The organism is Flavobacterium sp. JLP (genome assembly GCF_015350755.1).
In the GTDB taxonomy this organism is placed as follows: domain Bacteria; phylum Bacteroidota; class Bacteroidia; order Flavobacteriales; family Flavobacteriaceae; genus Flavobacterium.
Window position 1 is genome coordinate 1 of sequence record NZ_JADKPS010000013.1, and the last position, 9,526, is coordinate 9,526.

At 30.3% G+C, this 9,526-nt stretch carries 4 protein-coding genes and 2 pseudogenes; 3 read left to right on the forward strand and 3 right to left on the reverse strand.

What is annotated here, in order from left to right:
* The 3 genes and pseudogenes from IRZ83_RS19340 to IRZ83_RS19350 all read left to right on the forward strand — a co-directional run.
* Positions 1 to 922: pseudogene (locus tag IRZ83_RS19340) on the forward strand (hypothetical protein); the annotation flags it as partial.
* A complete protein-coding gene (locus IRZ83_RS19345; protein ID WP_194570761.1) occupies positions 919 to 1,317 on the forward strand; it encodes a hypothetical protein in 399 nt (132 codons plus the stop codon). The pseudogene IRZ83_RS19340 and the gene IRZ83_RS19345, both read left to right, overlap by 4 nt.
* Positions 1,318 to 1,555: 238 nt before the next feature.
* Positions 1,556 to 2,602: a tyrosine-type recombinase/integrase gene (locus tag IRZ83_RS19350; protein WP_194570762.1), complete on the forward strand. Its 1,047-nt coding sequence runs from the start codon at positions 1,556 to 1,558 to the stop codon at positions 2,600 to 2,602.
* A gap of 102 nt (positions 2,603 to 2,704) precedes the next feature.
* Here IRZ83_RS19350 and IRZ83_RS19355 read toward each other — a convergent pair whose 3' ends face one another.
* From IRZ83_RS19355 to IRZ83_RS19365, 3 genes and pseudogenes are all read right to left on the reverse strand, one after another.
* A complete protein-coding gene (locus tag IRZ83_RS19355; protein WP_194570763.1) occupies positions 2,705 to 7,015 on the reverse strand; it encodes a T9SS sorting signal type C domain-containing protein in 4,311 nt (1,436 codons plus the stop codon).
* Between the two features lie 262 nt (positions 7,016 to 7,277).
* Entirely contained in the window at positions 7,278 to 8,648 is a 1,371-nt protein-coding gene (locus IRZ83_RS19360) for a tetratricopeptide repeat protein (protein ID WP_194570764.1), read from the reverse strand.
* A 4-nt stretch (positions 8,649 to 8,652) separates the two neighbouring features.
* Positions 8,653 to 9,526 (reverse strand): annotated as a pseudogene (locus tag IRZ83_RS19365) (hypothetical protein); the annotation flags it as partial.

Consider the following 9,526-nt stretch of genomic DNA (forward strand, 5'->3'; position numbering starts at 1 on the left):
ATCATTAGATCCTCTATCAAAACAATATGTACATAATTCACCATATGCTTTTGCTGAAAATAGAGTTATTGATGGAATTGAATTAGAAGGACTGGAGTTTTTAGATAAAGATGATGCAATGGTAGAATTGAGACATGGAGGTGTTTTTCTAAAAATTGAAAATTTTAGTAATATGACACAAAATGAAATAAATAGAGTACATAATCAAGGGAGTATAACTACAAGGAATGATGGAACACAGATTATCGGATATGATTCTCAAGTAATTGGAGAATTTTCTATCGATAATATTTCCCCAGATGTTAGTGGTGCAGGTTTGGATAATTTATTATTCGATTTTGGATCAGAAGCTGAAGGCTCAAAAGCTACATCACGAGCTAACTTTGCGAAAACTAGGATTGTTACGGGACTTAATGTGAGGGGAGAAGAAAGCAAAAGATCTATTAGAAGAAATAGAACTGTAAATGATTTATACATATCTGGAATTCCCACAAATGTAAAAATAACTGCTTCGGCAGGTTTGGCATTGGCTTTTGCAACAGAACTATATAAAAATTATGCTACTTTTACTGATGTTTTTGAAGAACAAGCTGTAAATGAGCAATCTGGATTAATTGTTAATGATGTTATGGGAGCTATTTCTTTGGCTACGAAAGCTGGTAGGATTCCAAAACAGTATCTTAATGAAAGTGATATCTCAGATATTGGGAATGTTATACTTTTTGGAGGAAATGGAAACGAAGCAAAAGAAATATTGAGAATAGGTATGGATATATATAATAATTTTACACCAGAAGGAATTAACAAGCAGTGGGCAGAATTTCTTTTGAAAGCATCAAGAGAAGATAACGGAAGTACTAACTTAAGTAAAGAACAACAAGAAGCAGTTAAAGTAAAAGATAATACAAGAGTGGCGCGATGAGAAAATTTTTAATTTTAATTTTGTTTTTTTTATTTAGCTGTGAAGCTAATGATTGTAAATACATAAGTGGTGTTTGGGCTATTAAGGAAATGAAAGTTAACAATAAAGACTTTAAAAGTTTTTTAGACGTTAATACTTTTGGATTTAATTGTGAAAACAGTTCAGGATGGTTTCAAGGATCTTATTTTTTCGAAAGAGATCCAAATATAAAATGGTTTTTAATAAAAGGGAGAAATGATGAAATTGATTCTATTAGGATAGAATCAAAAATCAAAATTTATAATGATACTTTTAAGATTAATTTGCATCAGGATAAGACAGGACAAAATACGATAGAATTAAAATCAAAAAATGTTTATATTTTAGCTTATAAAATAATTGAAAGCTATAAATAAGCGCTTTTTAGAGGTTATAAAATATAAAAAGAAATAATAGTTTAAGAAAATTATCAATGGATAGTAAGTGCTTTATTAAAGAATAACTTTGTCAGATTTAATCTGTAAATATCTGTCAGTTCCCACTCTCAAAGATGAGTAATTATAAAAACTACAACTCTAAGAGTTGTAGTTTTCTTTTAAAACCAAACCATTTGAACTCTAACCTAAAATCATATTTTTGACAAAACCAACAACCATGAAAAAAACGAGTCCACTTATTCCTTTGTTCAAACAGTTTATAAGAGAAACTGAAACAGGTAAACGACTCAAGAAAAATGGTGAAAAAATAAAACCAAGTTCGATACAAAATTATCAATATGTACTGAATAATTTGATTCAGTTTTCGAGTGATGCTAAGTTTGAATTGCGTATTTGTGATGCTTCAAAATTGGATAAACGAGAACTAACATCAGAGAAAAGTTATTGGAAAAAATTCTATCAAAAATTCACTGAATTTCTATATAAAAAAGGCTGCCACGATAATTATGTAGGAGCGAATATTAAAGTAATTCGAGTATTTTTTAATTATTTGAAAAATGATAAAGATTTGCAAACAGGCGATTTTCAGCGTTTGTTTTATGTTCGAAAAGAAGAAATCGAAATCTTTGTACTCTCACCAGAACAGCTTAAATTTTTGATTCATGATAAAGAATTTGAGCAAACTCTTATTCCGAGTTACAAACGCATCAAAGATATTTTTGTTTTTGGGTGCACAACAGGACTGCGTTACTCTGATATTTTTTTATTGACCAATAAAAACTTCGAGAAAATTGATGGTGAATGGTATTTAAAGCTTAAATCGAAGAAAACCAAAACCTTTAGTTTTATCAAGCTGTCGGCTTATGCTATTACAATTTTTCAGCGATATTCTACTTCTAATAATAAAGCAACTCTTTTTGGTAACACCAGCTTGTTTAATTTCAATAAAAGCTTAAAACAAATAGGAGAACTCGCTGGATTTACTTCGCCAATAGAAATTTCAAGAGAAAAGCAAGGCAAAACGCAACGCTTAGTTAAAAAAACAGATAGTATAAAAAATCGCTTTTGTGACAAAATGAGTTCACATATGATGCGACGAACTGCAATTACCACTTTATTAATTTTAGGAATGCCAGAACATTTAGTCCGCAAAATTAGTGGGCATAGTCACGCAAGTACTTCTTTTAATCGATATGTGCATTACGCACAGGCTTATATGGATAAGGAAATTGAAAAAGTGCATAGTAAGTTGGAGCATTATTAAAGGCAAATTCATAATTAATTAATTCATAACGAAATCGATATTTTCATAAAAAAAGTCCCATAATTAAATGGGACTTTTTAAAATACAATCTAACTAAACAATTTATAAGATAGCTTTTTTAATTATTGTTTTACCATTTTGTAAAGTTACTTTAACTACTACCATTTGATTATTAAAAATCAATGTAGGTGTAGAAAATTCATTTGTATTAACTTGTTCTTTCTCATAAATAAGTTTTCCGTTTAAATCAAAAACAAAAACATTATCTATAATTTCTTCAAAAGTGTTAACCTTTATTTGATTATTTTCTGCAGAAACTAGTACTTCATTTTCTAATCCAATCGCATCAGAAGCAGTATTTTTTGCTGTTTTATTTGTTTTGTTAGACGCATAATGTATAACAAAACGATTGTCATACGTACCCAGAAAGGAAACAAAATTATAAGCCCCATCTTTTAGGTTATGAAAGACTTTAAGTTTTTTATCTTCAAGATAAATTGCTTGATCCGTAAATAAACCATCAGCACTATCCAGTGCTATTGTGAAATATCCTCCTAAAAGAGAGCGATAACCTAATGGTACAACATCTGCGTTATCGAATGGAAGAGCACGTCCTTGAATAGTCAATTTATCATTTTGATTGACACTATAAAAACTTGTATAAGAATTTCCACTCCAATCACGGGCATCAAAACGATTGTCATAATTATTGGTTGCTCCGTCAGCATAACCTATCAGAATTTGTTCAAAAGCACCTAGTGGATTTGTTAAATTCAACCAAAAAAGATGCTTTTCTGTAGAAGCTGTTTTTCCTGATTTCAAAAACTGCTTATTTTCTCCTTCTACACGCATATTGTTTTCAAAAACAACTGTTCCTGGAGCAATACTTTCTGTCATAAAAGATTGACCGCTCGCAATTTTTCCTGTAGGTTTAATGCTGTTTAATCCTCCTGAAGTTTCTCCCGCTGCAGAAGCCGCAACACCTCCTAAAGCATTATAACAGGCATAATCATCTAATAAATACTTTAAGAATTGAGGCGACGTATTATTTCTCCAAAAATATATAGTACCTCCTAAGACACTACTGTTTGCACTTAAAAAAGCATCTGCATCTATTGCAGACGGATATGGATTACCAATTAGGTTTTTACTGCCACTATTTTCAGCTATAAATTCATAGCGTCCATTGTTAGGAATACCCATAAATTGAACTGGCTGTGAATAAGGAAAACTTACAATTTCACCATTTGGCCATTTTCCACCTTTTGGAGCGCCAATAATGTAACCTTTTGCAACTGTCATAAAAGCTGATCCTTGCTCAGGTACCCAATTATTATTGTACAGGCTAAAATATTTGTTAGATAAAGTATTTGGTGATAATACATTAAGTTTTTGTTCTGCAACGGGAGAAGACCAATACGTATAATCAGCATTTTTCATTGGTGCAGAAATACGTTTGTAAATGATATTCCCAATATTTACTGCTTCATTGATCTGAACTAAACTTGCATTGTTTTCAAATGTTAAAGAACCTTGATCTTTTACAGTAAGACCATTTTGTAATTTTAGGGTTACGCCACTTGGTACTGTAATTTTTGCAGTTGCATTAATTTGGCAAGAACAAGCACTTATGTCTGCTGATAAAGTATAATTTACATTATCAAAAATTACATTTTTATTGCTGTCAGGAAGACCGTTCGACCACTCTCCATTATATATTGTGGTTGATGAAGAAACTTTTATGACATTCGAGTTTGGACTGGCAACAGAATTATACATTGCTCTTAATCGTACATAGTAGTTAGTTCCCGTTAAACCCATTATCTCTTCTGAATTATAACCTGAAACTTCTCTATCCAGCAACTCCGGAATTATATTGGTAAATTCTTCATCTGTCGCTACATCATATCTATATGAACTAGCATTCGGAATAGCCTCCCAATTAAGAACAAAAGATGCTTGATTACATGTCATTTCTGGCACTTCAGCTAATACTGGAGTTTGTATTGTATTTGGAATATAGTGTATTACAAAACGATCATCAAATGTTCCTTTCAAGGTACTAAATTCGTATCCTCCATTTTTTAAATTAAAATAGGTATTTGTTTTTTTGTCTTCCAAATAAATTGCTTTATTAACGAATTTGCCATCCAATTTACTAATATCTATAGAAAAAACACCATCGATTGTTGAACTGTAACCTAGTATAATACTATCAGTATCTTCTAATGGTAAAGCACGACCTTGTATTAATAAATTTGTTGTTTGGGTTTTACTGTAAAAATTAATAAAAGTGTTCCCATTAAGAGCATCGCCATCAAAACGATTGTCATATTCATTTGTTGCTCCTGGCAAATATCCAATCAAAATTTGTTTAAAAGCACCTGTTTTATTTGTAAGATTCAACCAAAAACGATGTTTTTCAATAGCCGTTTTATTGTTTTTTGTTTGTTTAAAAAACTGCCCATTATTTCCATCAGGTCTCATACCGTTGTTAAAAGTAATTGTTCCGGCTGCTGTTGAGGCGATCATAAAAGATTGTCCTGCTGCTATCTTCCCAGTTGGTTCACTATTGTTTATTCCGGAATTAATGGCAGGTCTGGTCGCAATACCGCCGACACCATTATATGCTGCATAATCATCTGACGTATATTTATTATTAGTAATTACCGTGTTGTGCGTCCATAAATAAATCGTACCGCTTAAAATACTGCTGTTATCTGCCATGAATTGATCTGCGTCAAGCGCAGATGGATACGGATTACCAACTAGACGATATTTATCTGCGGGTACCGTTTCGCCATTAATATTTCCATTATTTGGAACCCCAATAAACTTAACTTGCTGTGAATAAGGAAAACTTACAACCTCTCCATTAGGCCATGTTCCATCTTTTGGTGTACGAATAATATAACCAATGCCAGGCTCCATTACAGCAGTTCCATTATAAAGTGTAACCCACCCGTTTGGACCATAGCTGAAATATTTGTCACCAAGGGTATTTGGAGATATATTATAAAGAGTTTGATTAGAAACAGGAGACGACCAGTAAGTGTAATCAAAATTTTTCATTGGAGCTGTTATACGTTTGTAAGTAACATTACCAGAATTCGGAACATTATTAATTTGTATTAAACTCGCGTTATTTTCAAAAGTTAGGCTTCCTGCAGGATTTACTGTTAACCCATTTTCTATTTTCAAGTCAATACCTGATTGAACAACTACATTTGCTCCGGCATTCACCTGACATGAACAAGCGTTTGTATTAGTTGCGATATTGAAATCACTATTAAAAATAACATTTTTATTGATATCAGGAAGCCCGTCAGACCATACCCCATTATAGGCAGTAGTATGTGTAAAAACTGTTGAGACGTTTGAATTAGAACTTACAAAGCAATCAGATACTGCACGTAGTCTTACATAATAAGTGCCAGCGGGATTAATTCCGGTAATAGTTTCTGAAGTAACATTTCCTAAAAGTTTATTTTCGTATCCTGAAACAAAATTAGTAAAATTACTATCTGTAGCCACATCGATTCTATATCCCGTAGCATCTGGAACAGCTGTCCAGTCTTGTACAAATGAGTCTTTACTGCAAGGTAAAGGTGCATATTCTAATACAGGTATATTAATGCTTGTTGGTTGCGGATTGATAGTTACTTTATAATTTACAATACATCCGGCGCTATTTGTTATTTTAAATTCGTTAACTCCAATTGGGAGAGATAATGTAAATGTAGATGTTGAGCCACTTGCTAAAAGCTGATCATTACTTATTTTCTTTATAGTCCAAGCACTAACTGGCAGCGATGATATAGACACACTTCCTGTTGGAACTAAACACGTAGATTGCGTAATTTGCTCTAGTATTGGATCAAATATTGTGACAGTAGCATTATTTGTTGTTATGCCAGCAGATAAACCAGTACTATTTTGAACTACTGAAATAAGTGTATAGGTTGACGTTTTGTTTTGAGTAACAGTAATTGGGCTGCCACTTATGTAATTTAAAACTGTAACATCACCTTTCGGTCCACGGAACTTTAGAGTATACGTACCACTTCCCCCTAAAACAGTAATTTTAATTCTAGCAGAAATGTCTGCACCTGTTGGTGATTTACAAAAAGCAGCTGTACCTGAATTTGCAATATCGGCTGTAAGTGCAAAAGTGAGAGATTTTTTTTCCATTATACTAACATGTTTATTAGTATAATTTGGAATTAATTTAGAATTTTCAGCAGCAGATGTCGGAGTAAACGAACCAAAAACGAACAATAGTATTGTTGCATATTTGAATTGTTTAAGACTATAAACTCTTTGATTAAAGGGCGTTTTTAATTGTTCTAAAGACCGCCTATATTTAGTTTTGTTTAAAAGAAATAGAAAATAAGCGAGTAGTTTTTTTTTCATAATTGTAACTGTTAGGGTTATTAAAAAGTATGTAATGTTGATTTTATTTATAAACAACCAGTAGATTCTAGTGGTTGTTTATAATATGTGTTTTTGCTTATTTAATGAATAAAGAGAACATTATTATTAAATAATTGTAGAAAAGTTTTTTATTCTAAAAAACTTTGATGAGATGTTTAACTATTAAGAATATAAAAAATTTGCAAGTTCATAGATGTTTGCTAAATTTTAAATAATAACCTTTCTCAGATTTGGGCAAATTTCATTTACTTATAGTTAATTTTAAACCATATTTGCGCTCTAACAACCTAAATACTTTTGTTGGAATTAATATTGATGAATTAATGACTCCTGTATTTTTATTAAAATCTGTTTTTATTTCCGTTATCTTACTTTTGTCATCTTCTATAAATGTAAAATTCAAATTATTATTTAACGTTTTAACATCTCCTGAATTTAAATAATTAACAAATCCTTGATAGTCTTCCTTTAATAAATAATATCCTAATTTTGCGATATTTACATTTAAAATATCAATCTTATTTACATCTGCCGATTTTAATGCCAAGTCTAAATAAACTAAACCTTTATCGTATTGCTTGTCCTGTAATAAAAGTAAAGATTTAATATAATATGGATTAAAATTATCAGGATTTAGAGCCAATTTTTTGTCTAAATACAAATTACCTTTCTTGAAATCTCCGGTAAAAAACAATGATGTGTAAAGTCCGTCTATAATTGAGTTTTCATAAGAAGCGTTACAATTAATTACTTTATAACTATTTTCAATAACCTTTTCATACATCCTATTGTTATACTCATATTGCAGAATTTTAGAATAATGAAAGGCATTGCATTTATCCAATAATATAATTCTCTTATAATCTTCATATGCTTCTGAAAATTGTTTATTATATTCGTAAAACATTGCTCTACTGGCTAAATTTTCTACATTGGTTTGTATTTTTATAATCTGATTTTCTATTTGTATTGCTGATTCAAATTCTTTTTCCATAAAATAATAACTTGCAAGGTTATTTAATAAGGGAATGCAGTTTTCATTATCTTTTAATCCTTGAAGTGTTAGTTCTCTTACTTCATCCTTTTTATTTAAAAAAGAATATATTCCTGATAAATCTATTATAGCAGCAACATCTTTTGGATTCAATTTAATTAACTCTTTATAAAAATGGACAGATTTGTCATAATCTTTTAAAATAAAATAACGTTGTGCAAGTCTTGCTAAAATCTCAGAAGATTTGTATTTTTTAACGTAATCATTAAGAATTTTTGTTGATTTATCTGTTTCTCCTAAACAGTCAAGTAATTCAGAGAAATAAGTTATTGCTTCATCATCCTGCTGACCATTTTCATTCACAATTAATTTTGTAATTGTATTAAAACCATCCAAGCAGTTTGAGTCTGAAAACAGTATTTTTGTCTTAAGCATTAAATAATCTCTATTTAATTGATTGAAAGCCAATGATTCGTTTATATAAAAAAGTGCTTTTTTATATTGTTTTTTTTCAAAGTACGTTTTAGATTGCTCGAAATTTTGAACTGACGATAATTTCTTATTGCCTTGTCCATATATATTAAAACAAAAAAACATTAATATTACTATTTTAGTCATAGAATTAATCTTTAAATAAATTTTGAACCGCATTAAAACCTTTTTTTACATAAGGAGCAACCTTACTTTTTGTATTTGTCGTTGCTTTTATATTATCATTAAGTTTTTTCTCCAAAGGAGTCTGATTCTGCTCTGAAAGCTTGTTTGCTTCACTCTTTTGATGAGCTTTTATTAGCTGATTTTTCTCCTCATTTGTTTGAGATGGATAATTGCTAACTGTCATACTCTTCATATTTCCTATTCCACCATCTACTTGAGTAGTAAAAGATCCGCCAAGATTAAATGAAATATTAGATTGTGGCTTAAGATCAGCAGAACTACTTTCTACAAGGTTTTGATTATACTTAGAAAATGGTGTATCACCGTTTAATTCAAAATCAGGTTGGTACAAACTCGTTTCTAATTTCTGATTTGTTAATCCAAAATATAATTTTCTACTAAATAAATTATAACCTACACCAACACCTAAATTACTAATTGGAACATCAGGTTTAGTTGAAGTTTTAAAAACTATATTGGTAGGATTATTTATTGAAAAATTAATAGGATTTGCTGCTATATTACCTCCAATGTTTATTCTTTGCTCATTTGCGGTTATATTATAATCAATTTTTGGCACATAAGCGAAATTGACAGAAGTTCTACCACTATTATTCATAATGTTAAAACCAAAACCATGAGTATTATTGGTAATTGCAGTATATATACTAGCAGTAATTTTATTACTATTATCAAGAGATAAAGATATTTTAAATCCAAAGTCAGTCTGTAAATTTTTAAATTCCAATCCTTCTAATTCAATCCCATTTATAACTTTATTTTCAGAAAAAGCATATGGACTATTCCAAGGAAAATTACAGCTTAACGGATCCACCGCA